21 protein-coding genes are annotated in these 15,777 nt (G+C 74.5%); 4 read left to right on the forward strand and 17 right to left on the reverse strand.

The features are described from left to right. Nucleotides 1-199: 199 nt before the first annotated feature. The 12 genes from ACGFIZ_RS25615 to ACGFIZ_RS25670 all read right to left on the reverse strand — a co-directional run bounded on the left by ACGFIZ_RS25615 (nucleotide 200) and on the right by ACGFIZ_RS25670 (nucleotide 9,374). On the reverse strand, nucleotides 200-781 hold the full coding sequence (locus tag ACGFIZ_RS25615; protein WP_393423226.1) for a MerR family transcriptional regulator: 582 nt from the start codon (nucleotides 779-781) through the stop codon (nucleotides 200-202). 208 nt (nucleotides 782-989) lie between these two features. Continuing rightward, nucleotides 990-1,454 carry a bifunctional nuclease family protein gene (locus tag ACGFIZ_RS25620; protein WP_073833177.1) on the reverse strand — a complete coding sequence of 155 codons (465 nt, stop codon included), beginning with the start codon at nucleotides 1,452-1,454 and terminating at the stop codon, nucleotides 990-992. A gap of 226 nt (nucleotides 1,455-1,680) precedes the next feature. Then, complete coding sequence (locus ACGFIZ_RS25625) at nucleotides 1,681-2,385, reverse strand: MerR family transcriptional regulator (RefSeq protein ID WP_393423304.1); 705 nt, start codon at nucleotides 2,383-2,385, stop codon at nucleotides 1,681-1,683. 50 nt (nucleotides 2,386-2,435) lie between these two features. Continuing rightward, complete coding sequence (locus tag ACGFIZ_RS25630; RefSeq protein WP_347669478.1) at nucleotides 2,436-2,885, reverse strand: FHA domain-containing protein; 450 nt, start codon at nucleotides 2,883-2,885, stop codon at nucleotides 2,436-2,438. Between the two features lie 212 nt (nucleotides 2,886-3,097). After that, a complete protein-coding gene (gcvH, locus tag ACGFIZ_RS25635) occupies nucleotides 3,098-3,478 on the reverse strand; it encodes a glycine cleavage system protein GcvH (protein ID WP_393423228.1) in 381 nt (126 codons plus the stop codon). 61 nt (nucleotides 3,479-3,539) lie between these two features. Next, nucleotides 3,540-4,463, reverse strand: coding sequence for a DUF881 domain-containing protein (locus ACGFIZ_RS25640; protein ID WP_393423230.1), 924 nt, complete (start codon nucleotides 4,461-4,463; stop codon nucleotides 3,540-3,542). A 10-nt stretch (nucleotides 4,464-4,473) separates the two neighbouring features. Next, the gene (locus tag ACGFIZ_RS25645; protein ID WP_347669475.1) at nucleotides 4,474-4,806 is read right to left on the reverse strand and encodes a small basic family protein; all 333 of its coding nucleotides are present in this window, start codon (nucleotides 4,804-4,806) and stop codon (nucleotides 4,474-4,476) included. Next, nucleotides 4,803-5,768: a DUF881 domain-containing protein gene (locus tag ACGFIZ_RS25650; protein ID WP_393423232.1), complete on the reverse strand. Its 966-nt coding sequence runs from the start codon at nucleotides 5,766-5,768 to the stop codon at nucleotides 4,803-4,805. Before ACGFIZ_RS25650 ends, ACGFIZ_RS25645 begins: the two co-directional genes overlap by 4 nt. Beyond that, a complete protein-coding gene (locus tag ACGFIZ_RS25655; RefSeq protein ID WP_393423234.1) occupies nucleotides 5,765-6,409 on the reverse strand; it encodes a CDP-alcohol phosphatidyltransferase family protein in 645 nt (214 codons plus the stop codon). The genes ACGFIZ_RS25650 and ACGFIZ_RS25655 overlap by 4 nt, the downstream gene beginning before the upstream one ends. Before the next feature lie 301 nt (nucleotides 6,410-6,710). Then, nucleotides 6,711-7,172, reverse strand: a complete 462-nt coding sequence (locus ACGFIZ_RS25660; RefSeq protein WP_393423236.1) for a MarR family winged helix-turn-helix transcriptional regulator — start codon at nucleotides 7,170-7,172, stop codon at nucleotides 6,711-6,713. A 46-nt stretch (nucleotides 7,173-7,218) separates the two neighbouring features. Then, on the reverse strand, nucleotides 7,219-8,406 hold the full coding sequence (locus tag ACGFIZ_RS25665; RefSeq protein ID WP_347669472.1) for a PP2C family protein-serine/threonine phosphatase: 1,188 nt from the start codon (nucleotides 8,404-8,406) through the stop codon (nucleotides 7,219-7,221). A 221-nt stretch (nucleotides 8,407-8,627) separates the two neighbouring features. Then, nucleotides 8,628-9,374, reverse strand: a complete 747-nt coding sequence (locus ACGFIZ_RS25670) for an SAM-dependent methyltransferase (RefSeq protein ID WP_393423306.1) — start codon at nucleotides 9,372-9,374, stop codon at nucleotides 8,628-8,630. Nucleotides 9,375-9,494: 120 nt separating this feature from the next. Between ACGFIZ_RS25670 and ACGFIZ_RS25675 the strand changes: the two genes are divergently transcribed. From ACGFIZ_RS25675 to ACGFIZ_RS25685, 3 genes are all read left to right on the forward strand, one after another. Beyond that, on the forward strand, nucleotides 9,495-10,370 hold the full coding sequence (locus ACGFIZ_RS25675) for a universal stress protein (protein ID WP_393423238.1): 876 nt from the start codon (nucleotides 9,495-9,497) through the stop codon (nucleotides 10,368-10,370). A gap of 90 nt (nucleotides 10,371-10,460) precedes the next feature. After that, entirely contained in the window at nucleotides 10,461-10,670 is a 210-nt protein-coding gene (locus ACGFIZ_RS25680) for a phosphatidylethanolamine-binding protein (RefSeq protein ID WP_347669470.1), read from the forward strand. Next, entirely contained in the window at nucleotides 10,667-11,140 is a 474-nt protein-coding gene (locus ACGFIZ_RS25685; RefSeq protein WP_393423240.1) for a hypothetical protein, read from the forward strand. The genes ACGFIZ_RS25680 and ACGFIZ_RS25685 overlap by 4 nt, the downstream gene beginning before the upstream one ends. 4 nt (nucleotides 11,141-11,144) lie before the next feature. On the opposite strand, the gene ACGFIZ_RS25690 is transcribed toward ACGFIZ_RS25685, so the two are convergent. Beyond that, complete coding sequence (locus ACGFIZ_RS25690; RefSeq protein WP_347669468.1) at nucleotides 11,145-11,351, reverse strand: hypothetical protein; 207 nt, start codon at nucleotides 11,349-11,351, stop codon at nucleotides 11,145-11,147. Between the two features lie 122 nt (nucleotides 11,352-11,473). Here ACGFIZ_RS25690 and ACGFIZ_RS25695 point away from each other — a divergent pair, with 122 nt between their 5' ends. Beyond that, the gene (locus ACGFIZ_RS25695) at nucleotides 11,474-12,127 is read left to right on the forward strand and encodes a hypothetical protein (protein ID WP_393423242.1); all 654 of its coding nucleotides are present in this window, start codon (nucleotides 11,474-11,476) and stop codon (nucleotides 12,125-12,127) included. Nucleotides 12,128-12,136: 9 nt separating this feature from the next. Here the strand turns inward: ACGFIZ_RS25695 and ACGFIZ_RS25700 are convergent, their stop codons facing one another. From ACGFIZ_RS25700 to selB, 4 genes are all read right to left on the reverse strand, one after another. Continuing rightward, complete coding sequence (locus ACGFIZ_RS25700; protein WP_347669501.1) at nucleotides 12,137-12,322, reverse strand: hypothetical protein; 186 nt, start codon at nucleotides 12,320-12,322, stop codon at nucleotides 12,137-12,139. Nucleotides 12,323-12,411: 89 nt separating this feature from the next. Further along, complete coding sequence (locus ACGFIZ_RS25705; RefSeq protein WP_393423244.1) at nucleotides 12,412-13,689, reverse strand: hemolysin family protein; 1,278 nt, start codon at nucleotides 13,687-13,689, stop codon at nucleotides 12,412-12,414. A gap of 46 nt (nucleotides 13,690-13,735) precedes the next feature. Beyond that, entirely contained in the window at nucleotides 13,736-13,933 is a 198-nt protein-coding gene (locus ACGFIZ_RS25710; RefSeq protein ID WP_347669465.1) for a hypothetical protein, read from the reverse strand. 77 nt (nucleotides 13,934-14,010) lie between these two features. Then, the gene (selB, locus tag ACGFIZ_RS25715; RefSeq protein WP_393423246.1) at nucleotides 14,011-15,777 is read right to left on the reverse strand and encodes a selenocysteine-specific translation elongation factor; all 1,767 of its coding nucleotides are present in this window, start codon (nucleotides 15,775-15,777) and stop codon (nucleotides 14,011-14,013) included.

Raw genomic sequence — 15,777 nt, forward strand, 5'->3', positions numbered from 1 at the left:
CGGACACGCGCGGCGACAACCCTCCCACCGGGCGACGAGCCGGCCACCAGGATTCCTGGGAACACAAAAACTGTCAACAAGGCGACTTACCCCAGGACCGTGCAGAACCGACACATCTCGCCAGGGGCGCCACAGTGGACACCCGGAACCGGCGGTGACCAGCGCAGACGCCCGTGCGTCCCGCCGAGGATCGCCGCCGTCAGCCCGCGCGGCGACGCGCCCGGCGCGCCGCCAACTCGTCGCCCACCGGGTCCGCCGCCGGCTCCTGCGGCACCGCCGCCGGCTCCGCCGGCAGATGCGACAGCGAACCCTCGATTTCCTTGAACGCCCCACCGATCGCGATACCGAACACGCCCTGGCCGCCCTGCAACAGGTCGACCACCTCCTCCGGCGACCGGCACTCGTACACCGTCGTCCCGTCCGAGATCAACGTGATGCCCGCCAGGTCGGCCACCCCACGCGAGCGCAACGCCTCGATCGCCTTACGGATGTTCTGCAACGACACCCCGGCGTCCAACAGACGCTTCACGACCTTCAACACCACCAGGTCGCGGAACGAGTACAGCCGAGACGTCCCCGAACCCGACGCGTCCCGCACGCTCGGCACCACCAGCGACGTCCGCGCCCAGTAGTCCAACTGCCGGTACGTGATGCCCACCGCGTGGCACGCCGTCACACCCCGGTAGCCCACCGCACCGTCACCCTCAGTCGCCGGCCCCGCCGGCACACCACCCGCCCCCTGCTGCTGCGTACCAGGATCGGGATCTCGCGGCTCGTGCATCCGGACAACCTCCCCGCCAGTGCGGTGACACGTCGTTTCCGGGACGTGCACCCCTCTCGACACGGCAACCCTATAGCGCCCTTGAAGGGTTACCGGGCAGGAAGGGACGCGACACGCCGCGCAGCCACAGCAAAGATCACCAACGCCACCGGGCCGTCACCCACAGTGACCAAGCCGGAACGTGAAAACCGGGAACGGACCGAGCGCCTCAGCCGGCGAAATCCTCCGGACGCACCTGCTCCAGGAACTCCCGGAACTTCTCCACCTCGTCCTCCTGCTCGTCCGGGATCACGATCCCCGCCTCACTGAGGACCTGCTCGGCACAACGAATCGGCGCCCCGACCCGCAACGCCAACGCGATCGAATCGCTCGGCCGCGCCGACACCCGCACCCCGTCACCGATCAACAGATCGGCGTAGAAGACGTTCTCCTTCAACTCGGTGATCTCCACCGCCCGCAACGGCGCCTGCAACGCCGCCAACACGTCCCGCAGAAGATCATGCGTCAACGGCCGGGCCGGCTTGACCCCCTGCTGCTCGTAGGCGATCGCCGTCGCCTCGACCGCGCCGATCCAGATCGGCAGATAGCGGTCCCCCTCGACCTCCCGCAGCAGGACGATCGGCTGGTTGCTGGGCAACTCCACCCGAACCCCGACCACGCTCAGCTCGCGCACCGCCGCCTCCGTGTCGTTGTCACCTACGCCCGCCACCGTGCCCTTCCTGCACGGTACACGGACCGCGACACGCACGTCCCATGCGCTACGTGCACCACGCCCCGCGCCAGAAAGGGGTTACCCCGGCAAGCCTACGACACGCACCCCGACCCAGATCTTTCCCACCGCCCCCGCAGACACCGACGCGGCCCGGGCCAACGCCCGGGCCGCGCCGCACCACACAGGATCAGCGACCCAACGTCGACCGCAACCCCACCCGCACCAACGCCGCGTGCAACTGCTGCGACAACGCCACCAACTCCCGCGCCGTCTCCGCCGCCCGCGCCCGCGCCGCCGGATCACTCTGCCGCGCCAACGGCGCCACCAACTGCGCGAACAGACCGACCTCCCGATCCGCCGCCGTCCGATAACCCCGCAGATGCCGCGGCTGGAACCCGTACGCCGCCAACCCCGCCACCGCCCGCGCGATGATCAACGCATCCCCGTCGTACCAACCCGGCGGATCCGACACCACCAACCCGAGCCGCTCCAACTCGGCCAACGTCGACTCGTCGACCCCGCTACGCGCGATCAGATCCGACCGACCCAGCCGCACCTGCGCCGAATCCGCCGGCTCCGCCGACGCGGCCCGCCCCGGCACCTCACCACCCGGACCCACCGCCACCAACGTCGGCCGCGACGACACCGGCCCGTCACCGGACGCGTCCCACCCGGCAAGCTGCTCACGGATCACCCGCAACGGCAGATACTGGTCCCGCTGCGCGGTCAACACGAACCGCAACCGCGCCACATCGTCCCAGGTGTACTTCCGGTACCCCGCCGCCGTCCGCTGCGGCTCCACCAGCCCCTCGGCCTCCAGGAACCGCAACTTCGAGATCGTGACGTCCGGAAACTCCGCCCGCAGATGCGCCAGCACCTCACCGATGCTCATCAGCGCCTGGGACCGGGCCGCCCCGGCCGGCATCGAAGCCGCAGGCTCGTTCACCCCCGGCCGGCCTCCTCCGGACGCGGACCGGCGATGAACACCACCCGGAACTTACCGATCTGCACCTCGTCACCATTACTCAACGTGGCCGCCTCGACCCGCTCCCGGTTCACGTACGTGCCGTTCAGGCTTCCCACGTCCCGCACCGTGAACGTGCCACCGTCCCGGTGGAACTCCGCGTGCCGCCGGGACACCGTCACATCGTCCAGGAAGATGTCACTGTCCGGGTGCCGACCACTCGTCGTCACATCATGATCCAACAAGAACCGGGCGCCCGCGTTCGGCCCCCGACGAACCACCAGCAGCGCCATTCCCGGCGGCAACGAACCGGACATCCGGCTCGGCACCACATCGGTGTCCGGCCCCTCCAGTACTTCTTCGAGCGAACCGAGATTGAGCGTCGAAGTGACGTCGAGCGGGGTGAACTCGTCGTCTGGGCGCGTCATGGATCACCTCACGGATCTGTTTCGCGTCGGCGTCGGGTAATGGCGGGTCTGGCCGCCGGGCACGTACACACCCGGCGGCTGGCTCCCCGTGCCCGCAAAGGCAATTCCGCAACGCTCAACTATTTGGTTCTCGGTCGACTGGGCGAGCCTAGCCAGCGCCGAAATACAGGGCAACCGGACGCGCGGAAACAACCCGCACGCCCAACGGACACTCAGCTCTCGGTGAGCTCCCGGTACGCACCGGCGGTCAACAACCCGTCCACCGCCGCCGGATCACCCGGCGTGATCTCCACCAACCAACCCGCACCGTACGGATCCGAGTTGATCACCTCAGGGGCGTCCGCCAACGCCTCGTTACGCGCCACCACCGTCCCACCGACCGGGGCGTAGATCTCCGACACGCTCTTCGTCGACTCGATCTCACCCAACGAGTCACCCGCGGCGACCTCCGCGCCAACCTCCGGCAACTGGACGTACACGATGTCGCCCAGCGCGTCCTGCGCGAAGTGCGTGATGCCGACCCGGACCGAACCCGACCCGTCACCCGCCACCCACTCATGCTCGGCGGTATACCGCAGATCCTCAGGAATCACCAGACGTCCCTCACCGTCGTCGACCATCGTCGCACCGGAAGAACCGGCGCCACCGCGCCGGTCAGGAGACCGGACGGGCGTGCTCCAACTTCACAGGCGCGTGCAGCGCCGAAACCTCGGCAACATCACGCTCCTCGACGATCACGGTACCGCCGTCGCCGGCAACCGATGCGGCCACCCCGCCCGGAATCTTCAACGCCGTCGCCATCGTCGCCGGATCACCGATCACCGTGATCGTGAACGGACCCGGCAACCGCCGCCCGTCCACCACCAACGAACCGTCCTCCCCGTCCAGGAAGTACGTCGACGCGATGATCCGCACCGGCGCCTGATCCCCCGCCGAGATCTGCATCGCCTCCGCGCCCGCACCCCGCAACTCCTGCACCGCGTCCAGAATCCGGTACGCCGAAATCGGCTTCGCCCCCGCCTCGAAGCGCACCGCCAACCCCGGCCCCCGCGCCGGCAACGTCCCCGCCAGGATCCCCAACTCGTCCGCCCGACGCGTCGCCTCCTCCAACGCCGCCTGACGACCCTGCTCACCCGAACGCAACTGCCGCTGGCTCTCCTCCAACGACTCGATGTCCTGCCGCAGCCGCTTCTCCCGCGAATCCAGATCCGAGAAGATCCGGACCAGGTCCTCCTGCCGCGTCGCCGCCGTCGTCGGATCCGTCGATGTCGTCCGCAACTGCACCACCAGCGTGAAACCCAACAACCCCAGCAACAGCGCGATCATCACCCCCGCCGAGGTGAACCGCCGCCCCGCCGCCGCCAACCCACCGGCCGAACCCGCCGACCCGTCGGCACCCGGCTCCGCCTCCGGCGACGGCCGCTGCCCGTCACCCGGCTCACCCTCCGGCGCCAACGGACTGATCTCGTCCGCATCGGGCGCCTCCGGCCGCGGATCAGGCTCCCCCGCCGGCCCACCCGCGCGCCCCGGAACCGCCCCCGGCCACCCCGTACCCGTCCCGCCCTGCTCCTCGCTCATCGCCACACACCTACGCCCGGAACAGGTGCCGGCGAATCGCCGCCACATTGCCGAAGATGCGCACCCCGAGCACGACCACCACACCGGTGGACAGCTGCCCACCCACCCCCAACTGATCGCCCAGATACACGATCAGCGCCGCCACCAGCACGTTCGAGATGAACGACACCACGAACTGCTTGTCGTCGAAGATCCGATCCAGCTTCGCCCGCACCCCGCCGAACACCGCGTCCAACGCGGCCACCACGGCGATCGGCAGGTACGGCTGCAACGCCGCAGGAACACTGGGATCGAGGTACACCCCGAGGACCACACCGGCGAGCAACGCCAGCACCGCGATCATCGGCCACCTCCGGAGGGGCTGGGAGACGAACCCGAACCGGTCGGCCCGGGACTGGACTTGGGCGCCACCGGCGAACCCGACACGAGCGGACTCGGACTGACCGACGGCTCGGCGTAGCGTAGCCGTGGCTCCGGAGCCGCCGGCAGGGTGAGGTCGTCCACCTCACGCACCTGGAACGACAACCCCACCGACTCCACCAGGTCCCGCATCAGAAACGCCGCCCGGCTGTCCTCGAACCGCTCCCGCATCGACCCCGGCCCGACCGCCGCCACCTCGTACGGCCCCGTCACCGGACGGAAATCCACCAGGATCGCCTCACCCGCCGCCCGGATCGTCGACGTCGCCGTCAACCGCTGACCGTTGATCGCCACCGCCTCCGCGCCCGCCGCCCACAGGTCGTTGGCCACCTTCTGCAGATCCGTGTACAACACCCGCGGCGGACCGGCCGACGACCCCGTCACCGCGTTCTTGTCCTTCACCGGCGCGTCCGCCAGGCGCACCACCACCCCGTCCCCGCGCACCCGACCCAGGCCCGTGCCCGCCTCCAGCGTGCGCAGCCGCGACGCCTGCGAACCGCTCAACGCCGCGTCCCGCTGCCGACCGACCTCCTCCCGAAGCCGGTCCGCCCGCGCCGCCAACTCGTCCGTCTCCGCCTCGCGCTCCTTGATCTGCGCCACCAGACCCGCCCGCGCCGTGCTGCGCCCCGGCTCCTCCGCCACCGTCTGCCGGTACGCCACCGCGAACAGGAAACCCACCACCACGATCACCAACAGGCTCACCGAACGCGTCGAGGCCGCCCGCCACCCCGCCGGCGGCGGCGACTCCCGGCGCCGGGCCGCCGCGTCCTCGTACCCCGGATCCAACGGCTTGCGGAACAACTCCATCAGGAAGTCCGGCGCGTACACCCGGGTCGCCGGACCCCGGCCCGCACCGCTCGTCCCCGCGCGCTGCGGCCCCGTCATGCCGCCACTCCCCCCGACCCGGCGGCCCGCACCAGCCGCGACGCCTGCACCACGTAGAGCGCCCCGGCCGCCCAGTACAGCACCAGGCCCCACCACGCCAGGCCCCAGCCCACCGCACCGGCCACCGTCGCGGTGACCGCCGTGGTGGCGTGCGCCAGCAGCAGGATCGGGAACGCGGCCAGCAGCAGGAACGTCGCCGTCTTGCCCACGTAGTGCACCGGCGGCGGGCCGTACCCGTGCCGGCGCAGCACCCCCAGCGACCCCAGCAGCAACAACTCCCGGGCCAGCAGCGCCGCCGTGAACTGCCACGGCACCACCTCCCGGGTCGTGAACGCCAGCAGCGTCGCCAGGATGTAGAGCCGGTCAGCGAGCGGGTCCAGCAGCTCGCCGAGACGGCTGACCTGGCGCAGCCGGCGGGCGATCCAACCGTCCACCCAGTCGGTCGTGCCGCCGATCGCGAGCACCACCACGGCGGCCACGTCGGCGTGCGCGACCAGCAGCAGATAGAGGAAGAGCGGCACGCCCAGCAGCCGAACGAAGCTGATCAGGTTGGGCACGGTGAGCACCCGATCCCCGCTCGGCGCGGCGCCCGGGCCGCCGGTGGTCTCCGGGGGCTGCGCCCCCACCGGCCGACGCGACACCGAACCTCCCTCCGCAGCACGATCCGGCGCCGCGGCGGGCGCTGCGGAGGTACGTGCGCGTTGCCGGCCGGCCCTCGCCGGCGCCTTGTGCGATCCCGGGCTGGGACCTCCCCTGGTACGGCCCGAAACCGCGGTGATCACGGGCCGACGCGTTGCGCTGCCACTATATCGGGCTCGCTTTCGCCTCCCCGGAGGCCGCGTCCGCGTCGCCGGGGCGTTCGTGTGACTGTGCAGACGCTCACGTCGCGTAGTTCGTCCTGGGACACCAGCTGTCGAAGGGGGTCGGTCGGCGGGCGGGCGTTCAGGCGGTACGGGCGGACGAGTCCGGCTGTGCCTCCGACGCGGCGGCCCGCGCGAACGCCAGCAGCCCCAGCAGCAGCTCCTGCTGCGTCCGGGGCGGCATCCGGTCCAGCACCGCCCGCACGGCGCGCTGCCGGCGCTCCCGCAGCTCCCGCAGCAGGGCCTCGGCCGCCGGCGTGGGCACCAGCCGGACCTCGCGGCGGTCCCGGGGATCGGTCACCCGGCGCAGCAGGCCGACCGCCTCCAGCCGGTCGCACAGCCGGCTCGCCGACGAGGGCACCACGTCCAGCAGCTCGGCGAGCCCGTTGACGTTGGTCACCGGGCGGCTGCTGATCAGCGACAGCACCCGCAGCTGCGTCGGCGAGACGGTCATCCGGTGCCGCACGCCCGCGGCGTCCAGCACATCGACGAGCGCCACGGCGGCAGCGTCGATCGCCGCGGCGAGATCCGAAGATTGCTCCACCCGACGTCCCCTGCGATTTCCCGCTCGTGTCCCGCTACGGCCCGTCTCACCGCGTCCCGCCGCCCGCTCCCCCGCCCCGGCCGTGCCAGTCGAGGCAGACGACCACCGCGTCGTCACGCAGATCGCGCTCGGCGTGGTAGGACTGCAGTCCGCGCATAACCGTACCAACCGCCTCGGTCGCCGGCTGCAGGCGCGTCGCGCGCATCGACCGCGCCATCGCCGCCTCCCCGAACGGCTCCCGGCCGCCGGGGGCCGCCGCGTACACGCCGTCGCTGACGACGAACAGCCGGTCGCCCGGCTCCAGGCCGAACTCCTGCACCTCGTAGCGGGTCTCGGCGAACATGCCCAGCGGCAGCTGCTGCTCCAGCGGCACCCGCACCACCGAGCCGCCGCGCAGTCGCAGCACGTGCGGGGATCCGGCGTCCACGGCCCGGACCCGGCCGTCGGTGGCGTCCAGCTCCAGCAGCAGCGTCGCCACGTGCCGGTTGCCCCGGTGCTGGTAGAAGATCGTGTCCGAGGCCAGCTCCGCCTGTTCGACGAGGCTGCCGCCGGAGCGGCGGGCGTTGCGCATGGCGTTGACCGTCACCGCGGTCAACAGGGCCGCCGACAGTCCGGTGCCCGCGCCGTTGAGCACCGTCACGGTGAGCCGGTCGCCGTCGACGGACCAGTCGAAGTGGTCGCCGCCCACGGTGTACGCCGGCTCCAGCTGACCGGCCAGCAGGAACGCGCCGTGGGTGACGCTGCGCCCCGGCAGCAGGTCCCACTGCATCTCCGCGGCCATGCTCAGCCGTTCCCGGCGCCGGGCCCGCCGGTACCTGTCGGTCCCCCGGTCGGCCGCGCGCAGCGCGAGCGCCAGCTCGCCGGCGATGTCCCCGGCGGCCTCCAGGACGGCCGGCGACGGCCCGGCCGGCAGCTCCACCAGCAGCACACCGAGACGCTCGCCCCAGACCGTCAGCGGCAGGTACACCCGGCACCGCCCGTCCCCGGCCCCGTCCAGCACCGGCTGTTGGCTGCTGAAGCACCGCTGCGCCAGGCCGTGACAGGCCAGGAAGCCGGCGTCCGGCAGCTCCGGGTCCAGCACCGGCCACAGCCCGCTGATCCGGTAGTCGGCGACGAACACGTCCGTCCGCGACGCGCCCAACCGGGCGCGGATGGCCCGGTCGGCAGCCTCCGCCAACCGGTCGGGCGGCGCCTCCCGCAGCGCGCGGGACACGGTTGCGGACGCGTCCGGCATAATCACCCTCCGACAACTCTTGCTGTAGGGCAAGCATCATACGGAGGGAACCTGACAGGGCACGGGCACGGTCGACGGCTCTGCCCGCGACAGGGGCGAGAACACGGTTGACGGGCACGATCACCTGGAAGCCGGTGACGATGGCTGGCGACACGGCAGCCGGGTCGGTGAAGGCGACGTCGTGGCCCGCAGGCGGTCCGACGCGGGCGGGCCTGCGCCGGTCAGGCGGCGGACTTGGTGGCCAGGGCCCCGTAGAAGGCGTCGGGCAGGTCCGCCGGCGGCTCCTCCGGCCGCCAGTGCTGCACCGGGACGATCCCGTCGTCCGTCGGCGTCCACCGGCCCAGCAGCGGGGCGAACGCCGCGGGCGGGCGCATCCGGAACGCCGGCCCCATCATCGCCAGGGCCTGCGGGTGCGCCGCCAGTTCCTCGCTGTCGAAGTCCACCGCCAGGAAGCTGCCCGGCGCCACCGCCGCGTACAGCTCGTCGAGGGTGCCGGCCAGGGTCGCGTCGTCGAGGAACGCCGCCAGCCCGAGGAAGACCACCCCGACCGGGCGCCGCCCCCAGCCGGGCACGAACCGGTGCAGCAGCGCCGGGTCGATCGTGCCGACGTCGGTGGCGTCGCCGAAGCCGTAGCCGGCCCGGTCGCTGCCGGCCAGGATGCGCTGGCCCAGGCGGATCGTCACCGGGTCGACGTCGGTGTAGAGCACCGTCGCCTCCGGGGCGACCTCGTGCACGTTACCCCGGGTCGGCACACCCGCGCCGAAGACGAGGAACCCGTCCACCCCGGCCGCCGCGATCGCACGCACCGCCCGACCGAGGAACCCGCGCATCTGGCGGAACAGCGGGGCGCACGGGCCGTACGCGCCCTCGAAGGCGCGGGCCGCGGCCACGTCGACGGGAAAGTGGTGCTCCCCGCCCAGCCAGAAGTCGATCATACGTGCGGTGCTCGGCTGGTCGGCCTCTTCCATCGACACTGCCCCCTCTTCGGCGGTTCGCGCCAGCGTACCGATCCCGGTGGCCTGCGCGGTATCGCCCCGGCGGCCCCGGCCCGGCCGGGATACTGGCCGCGAGCCCACGGGAGGTACGCGGTGGACGACGGCGCGGCGGTGGTGGTCGGCGTGGACGGCTCGGAGCCGGCCCGACGGGCGGTCCGGCTCGCCGCCGCGGAGGCGACCCGGCGACGCCTGCCGTTGCGGGTGGTGCACGGCTTCATCTGGCCGCTGCTACGCGTGCCGGTCGGCCCACCACGCGACGCGCCCGCCGGCGGCGGGCTGCGCCCCCAGGCCGAACGGCTCGTCGCGCAGGCGGTGGCCGAGGCCGAGGCGGCCGCCCCCGGCGTGCGGGTCACCGGCGAGGTCGTCGACGGGGAGGCGGCGGCCGTGCTCGTCGGCGAGTCACCCACCGCCGCGATGATCGTCCTCGGCGACCGGGGGCTGGGCGGGTTCGCCGCCCTGGTGGTCGGCTCCGTCGCCGGCCAGGTCACCGCGTACGCCGAATGCCCCGTGCTGGTCGCCCGCGGCGCCGAACGCACCGACGGACCGGTCGTGGTCGGGGTCGACGGCTCCGCGCTGTCGCGGGCCGCGGTGCGGTTCGCCGCCGGCGAGGCGGCGGTGCGCGGCGCCCCGCTGCGGGCCGTGCACGCCTACCGGCACCCGGCCTCCGCCGGGCCCGGCGACATGCAGCCCCTGGTGCACGACCCGGACCTGCTGCGCGGCGAGGAGGATCGGGTGCTGGCCGGGGCGCTGACCGAACTCGCCGAGCGGTACCCGCGCGTCCCCGTCGAACGGGTGGTGGCCCACGCCCGACCCGCCGCGGCGCTCACCGAGGCGTCCCGCGCCGCGCAGCTGCTGGTCGTCGGCGCGCGGGGCCACGGCGAGTTCACCGGCCTGCTCCTCGGCTCGGTCAGCCACGCCGTGCTGCACCACGCCGACTGCCCCGTCGCCGTGGTCCGCGCCGGCGGGTGACCGCCCGCCCCCGTCCCGGCGACGGTTGGCCCCGACGCAGCCGGGTAGACGGCGTACGCGACACGGCCACAGCGACCTCGGGAGGCGACGATGCCAGGACCACGGCCGGGCAGCAGCGCGTACGACAAGGAGCGGGCGCGGCTGCGCGATCTGATCGAGAACTCCGGACGGGCGGCGGACCAGGAGGCCGACCAGGTCGCCAACCGGATCCTGCAGGAGGACCGGGGACAGCGCGGCGTCGTACGCGGGGAACGGACATACGGGCCCAAGGGCGAACGCGAACCGGGCGACCCGAAGTGAGCCGCCCCGGCGCCCTCGACGGTGCCGTCGCCGGCGCGGTCGGCACCGTCGCACTCAACCTCGTCACCTACCTCGACATGGTGCTGCGCGCCCGCCCGGCGAGCAGCACCCCCGAGGAGAGCGCCCGCCGCCTCGCCCGGGTCGCGCACATAGACCTCGGGCCGGAGGACCGGGCGGCCAACCGCCGCTCGGGCCTCGGCGCCCTCATCGGATACGCCACGGGCATCGCCGGCGCCACCGCGTACGCCGCGCTCGCCGGCCGCCGACGGGTCCCGCTGCCCCTCGCGGCGGCGGCCCTCGGCGCGGGCGTGATGGCCATGGCGGACGGGTCGTTGGCCGCCCTGCGGGTCAGCGACCCGCGCCGGTGGAGCAGGTCCGACTGGCTGTCGGACGTGGTGCCGCACCTGGCGTACGGAACGGCGGCCGCGGCCACCCTGGGGAGGCTGCGACCGCCGGACTCCCGGCGCTGACCTGTCAGCGCCCGGAGTCGCTCTCGTCGTCGGCGACCTGCGCGCCGGCAGGGCCGTACGGCGAGACCTGGCCGCGCGGCACGGTGCGGCCGCGGTCGCCCTGGGAGGTGCCGCTGTTGCGGGGATGGCCGGACGTGCCGGGGCCCTTGGCGTCCTGCACCGCGTCGTTGCGCGCGTTGCGGCGCAGCTCGGGTTGCTGCGGGTTCGTCACGGGAATCTCCCTTCCGGGTGGAGGCGCGCTGAGCCGCGCCCACGACGGGTTACCCGCGGCCGTGGCCGCCATGCCGCCGGGCGCGCACGGGTGGGTGGCCCGCCAGCGGGTACCCACGGGTCGTGGCAGCAGACGATCGGAGGACCGCCCGGGTCCTGCTGGAGCGGCAGGGCCGCACGTACGCCGAGGAGGCGGGCATCCGGCTCGCCGACCGGCCCGCCCCGCTGTACCAGCTGCTGGTGCTGGCCACCCTGCTGAGCACCCGCATCCGGGCGAGCGTCGCGGTGGCCGCCGCCCGGGAGCTGATCGCCGCCGGCTACCGGACGCCGCAGGCGATGGAGGCGGCGAGCTGGCAGGATCGGGTCGACGCGCTGGGCCGGGGGCACTACCGCCGCTACGACGAGCGGACCGCCACGATGCTCGGCACGGGCGCCCGGCTGTGCCTGGACCGCTGGCGCGGGGACCTGCGCCGGCTGCACCGCGAGGCCGACGGGGACCGGCAGGCGCTGCGCCGGCTGCTCACCGAGTTCCCCGGGATCGGCCCCACCGGCGCGGACATCTTCCTGCGCGAGGCGCAGACGGTCTGGCCGGACGTGCGCCCGTACGCCGACCGGCGGACCCTGTCCGGGGCGAAGCGGCTGGGTCTGCCGGCCAACCCGCAGGGGCTGGCGGGGCTGGTCGGCGAGGACGAGTTCGGCCGGCTCGCCGCGGCGCTGGTCCGGGTCGCCCTCGGGCAGGAGTCCGCCGCGGAGGTCACCCGCACCGCCGCCGGCTGACCCGGCCGCTCACTTGGTGGCGCCGTCCTTCGGCCGGGTCAGGTGCCAGGCCAGCGCGGCGGCCAGCACGGCGAGCACGACCACGCCGCTGGACACCCCACCGCCCTCCTCGGGGCTGCGGCCCTTGCTGCCAAAGTAGATGACCGCGAGGCCGGCGAGCACCGCGACGACCGTCCGCATTCCTCGGTCCTTCACCCTCGGGACGGTACGGCCGTGCGGGGCGCGCGGCGGCCGGAGCGGGTCGCGTTCCCCCGTCCGGGTGCCCGGCCCGCCGGTCGCGGGGCTCAGCGACGCAGCGCCTCGCCGCGCAGCCGGACCCGGCGGATCGCCCGGCCGGACATCTCCACCACCTCGGCGGTCAGCCCGGGCAGCCGCACGGTCTCCCCCGGGGCTGCCGGCACGTGTCCCAACTCGGCGAGGACCAGCCCGGCCACGGTGGTGTAGTCCCGAGACGGCGCGGCGGTCAGCCGCACCCCGACGTCGGGCAGGTCGTGCAGCGGGAAGTCCCCGGCCAGCAGCAGCGACCCGTCCGGTTCCCGGACCACCTCGCCGACGTCCCGGTCGGTCTCGTCGTACAGCTCGCCGACGACCTCCTCCAGGAGGTCCTCCATGGTGACCAGGCCGTCGACGCCGCCGCGCTCGTCGACGACCAGCGCGAGCTGCTGGCGGTGCTGGCGCAGCTGACGTATCGCGTCGGCCACCGGCAGGCCGGACGGCAGCAGCAGCGGCGGACGGGCCCGCCCACCCACCGTGTCGTCGCCGGCGTCGACCAGGTCGCGGATGTGCACCACCCCGACGACGTCCTCGCGCCCGCCGGGGCCCACGACCGGCGCCCGGGACCGCCCCGCCTCGGCCAGCCGGCGCATCCCCTCCCCGGCGGCGAGCGCGGCGGGCAGCACGGTCATGTCCCCGCGGGGGATGAGGATCTGCCGCAGGGTACGGCCGGCGATGTCGAACGCCCCGCTGACGATCTCCCGCTGCTGGGCCGACAGCCCACGCTGGCTGACCAGCATCTCCCGCAGCTCCTCCTCGGTGACCTCCGCCCGCTGCGCCCGCGGGTCGCCCCCGGAGAGCCGTACCACCACGTCGGTGGCGCGGCTGAGCAGCCACACGGCCGGGCGGGACAGGCGGGACACCAGGTCCAGCGGGCCGGCGCCGAGCAGCGCCCAGCGTTCGGCCCACTGCATCGCCAGCCGCTTCGGGGCCAGCTCCCCCAGCACCAGCGTGGCGAAGGTGAGCAGCACGGTCACCGCCAGCAACGCCACCGGGTGGGCCAGTTCGCCGAGGACGTCCAGCGACCCGGCCAGGGGCTCGGCCAGGGACACCGCGGCGGCCGCCGAGGCGAGGAACCCGGCGAGGGTGATGCCGAGCTGGATGGTGGCCAGGTAGCGGTTCGGGTCGCGGGTCAGGTCCGCCAGCCTGGCCCCGGAGCGGCCGTGCCGGGCCAGCCGGCGCACCTGCCCCTCCCGCAGCGACACCAGCGCCATCTCGCTGCCCGACAGCGCCGCGTTCAGCAGCACCAGCACGGCGATCAGCGCCAGCTCGCCGAGACGACCGTCCACCGCCACACCCCTCCCGCGTGCCCTGCCCCGCCGGTCCCGGCCCGTTTCAGACGCTCTCCAGGTCACCGAGGGACAGGGAGTGGGTCATCAGCCAGCGGGCCAGGGCGGCCATCCCGAACAGCCACAGCGGCGCCGACTCGGTGGTGCCGTTGGTGGCGAAGATGGCGAAGCGCAGGTCCGGCGCCCGGTACGCCTCGATCCGCCAGCGGTGGTTCTTGTCCCGCCACGTCGCCGCAGGGTCCATGCCGTCACGGTAGGCGACCGTCCCGGCGCCGGGACCGGGTTGCCGGGGATCGGCACGACCGGCTCGACGGGGCCCGGTCACGGGCCGGGCGGGGCGACCACCGTTCGGGCGTCGTCGGGCAGCCGGCGGGTCACCCCGCGCCGGTCCAGCAGCTCCAGCAGCGGCACCGCCACCCGCCGGGTGGTGTCCAGGGCCTGCCGGGCGGCGCTGAGCGTGAACGGCTGCGGCAGCCGGGCCAGGACGCGGGCCGCGTCGTCGACCGCCCCGGGCAGCAGCACCACGTTCTCGGCCAGCCGCAGCAGCGCGCCCGCCCGCACGGCCGCCCCGATCTCCCGTGGCCCCAGCCCCAGGTCGGCCAGCCGGTGCGCCTCGGGGGCCTGGAACGGGCGGTCGCCGTACTCGGCGCGGACCCGGGCCACGGCGCGGGCCACCGGCCCGGGCAGCGCGCCCTGCCCCGACCCGGTGACCCGGCCGGCGGCCAGCCGCAGCGGCGGGCGGACGAGGGCCTCGACCAGCGCCCGGTCGGGCAGGCCGAGGCGGTGGCGCAGCACGTCCACCGGGACGCCCGGCTCCAGGAGGTGCTCGGCGGCGTACCGGGCGGCCTCGGTGGCCAGCCGGGCGGCGAGGCCGCGCCAGTGGTCCGGGTCGGCCAGCCAGTCCCCGGCGACCGCGGCCGCGGTGACGGGCACCCCCATCCGGGTCAGCTCGCCGCGGCGGGCCAGGCCGCGGCGGCGCAGCTCCCCGGCCAGGTCGGGCCGCCCGTCCAGGCCGGCGAGCACCCGGGCGCGGGCGGCGGCCGCGCCACGGCGGGCCAGCGGCGGCGGGGCCACGTCGAGGACGGTGACGCCGCCGGCCACGTGGTGCCGGCCGGGATCGCGCAGCAGCGCCCGGTCGCCGACGAGCAGCGGCAGCGGTCGGGCCAGCCGCAGCCGGGCGGCGTCCGGGCCCAGGGGACGCACCCGGGCGGCCACGGCGGCCGAGCCGACGTGCAGCGTGAGGGTGACCGGCAGGTCCGCCGCCGGGTCCCCGGCGATCCGCACGTCCAGCAGGTCGGTGCGGCCGAACCGCCCGGGGGTGAGCAGGGCGTCGCCCCGGCCCAGCCGGTCCCGGGGGACGTTGCGCAGGTTGACCGCCACCCGGGCCACGGCCTCGACCCGCTCCCGGGCCGCGCCGAGGCGGTGCAGGCCCCGTACCCGCACCGGCTCGCCGGTGTCGGCCAGCTCCAGTTCGTCGCCGACGGCGAGCCGGCCGCCGCCGAGGGTGCCCGTGACGACGGTGCCGCTGCCCCGGACGGTGAAGGCGCGGTCCACCCACAGCCGCACCGGCGCGTCGAGCGCCGGTGCGGGCAGCCGGGCGACGAGCCGGTCCAGGGCGGCCCGCAGCTCGGGCAGGCCCGCGCCGGTGACCGCGCTGACCGCGACGGCCTCCACGCCGCCGAGGCGGGTCGCGGCGATGCGCTCCCGCGCCTGCGCCAGCGCCGGCCCCGGGTCGGCCAGGTCCGCGCGGGTCACCGCCAGCAGCCCGTACGACACCCCGAGCGCGTGCAGCGCGGCCAGGTGCTCGGCCGACTGCGGCATCCACCCCTCGTCCGCGGCGACGACCAGCAGCGCGGCCGGGGCGGGACCGACACCGGCGAGCATGTTCGGCACGAACCGCTCGTGGCCGGGCACGTCGACGAACGCGACGGTGCCGCCGGAGGGCAACGCCGTCCAGGCGAAGCCGAGGTCGATGGTCATGCCCCGGCGGCGTTCCTCGGCCCACCGGTCGGGTTCCATCCCGGTCAGCGCCCGGACCAGGGTCGACTTGCCGTGGTCGACGTGCCCGGCGGTGGCCACCACCCACAC

Origin of the sequence: Micromonospora sp. NPDC048830 (assembly GCF_043198215.1) — a bacterium.
GTDB lineage: Bacteria > Actinomycetota > Actinomycetes > Mycobacteriales > Micromonosporaceae > Micromonospora.